This is a genomic window from Halorubrum ezzemoulense DSM 17463 (genome assembly GCF_002114285.1).
Taxonomy (GTDB): domain Archaea; phylum Halobacteriota; class Halobacteria; order Halobacteriales; family Haloferacaceae; genus Halorubrum; species Halorubrum ezzemoulense.
Genome location: NZ_NEDJ01000152.1, coordinates 1 through 1,157, shown reverse-complemented (window position 1 = coordinate 1,157; position 1,157 = coordinate 1). Strand labels below are relative to the sequence as shown.

The 1,157-nt window shown below is 62.7% G+C and carries 1 protein-coding gene; it reads right to left on the bottom strand.

The window, feature by feature from the left end:
- Positions 1-702 precede the first annotated feature (702 nt).
- A partial coding sequence (locus B9H04_RS17805; protein ID WP_139835162.1) for a sensor histidine kinase occupies positions 703-1,157 on the bottom strand: 455 nt, incomplete at its 5' end.

The window sequence follows — 1,157 nt, the reverse complement described above, 5'->3', positions numbered from 1 at the left end:
AAGCAATCCACTAGCCGAACGTCTGTACCGAGTTTCACAGACAGAGATTTAACTGACAGGCCGCTATATACAAAGGTAGGAATCGGTCGGAACGGAGCGGATTCCGAACCGTCCTTCGGAGGCGGCCTGTCCGGCCGCGTAACGAGGCAGTATCTGAAAGGTCAGTCGGTGAACGCCATATCCTCGAAGGGTGTGTCTGTGCCGACTGCTCAAAGCAAACCAGACGATACCCCCAAGTCCGTTGACGCTTGCCGGCGTCCCCGTGGCAAAAACAACACTGGGACGCCGTACACGGTTGAGGATAGGGGTAACGGCCAGTTGGCATGGCCAGCAGTCCACCAGTCCGACACTGTGGGACTACCCGTGCCCGAAAGGGCTGGTAGTCCACTGACTGGACTGTAAACCTGAAACTCCCACCGCTCGGGATTCCTCCGCGTTTACGCGGAGGAGGATGTCCATTCCGTCTCGACTCCATCGGGCTGGCTGTTACATACGCAAGCGCGTTCTATCGGCTGACTCGTGATTTAGATCGTCTGTATCTCGCACGTAGCTTCTATCAGCTCTGAAGTATTTCAACAGAGCCAGTTTATACCAATCGAGGGTGGAAATGGAAAATATGTCGGTGGCCTCGATCCCGTTGCCGCCGAGGGGCGGAGGCCGCATTCGTTCCGCGGCTCGTGCTGGCGTCCGTCGGCTCCTCCGTCAGCCGAGGAAGTCGATCCCGGTGATCTCGAACCGCGCGCCGCCGCTCTCTGCCTCAGTCGCGACGACGTCCCAACCGTGCGCGTTGACGATGGTCCGGACGACCGAGAGGCCGTAGCCGTGCCCGCCGTCGCGCGTGGTGAAACCGTGGTCGAAGACCTCCTCCTCGCAGCCGTCAGCGATCCCGGGGCCGTCGTCCTCGACGAAGAGGCCCGTGTCGAGGGGCCCGACCCGGACCGCTGCGTCGTCGCCGCCGTGGTCCGTCGCGTTTTGGAAGAGGTTCTCGAACAGCTCGCGGAGCCGGTCGGGGTCGCTGCTCACCGACGGGACGGGCTCGTAGGTGAGCGCCGCTCCCGACTTCCCACCGAGGCTCCGCCAGGCGGCCTCGACGACCTCGCCGACGTCGGTCGGCTCCGGGTCGCTGACGACGTTTCCCTGTCGCGCGACGCGGAGCA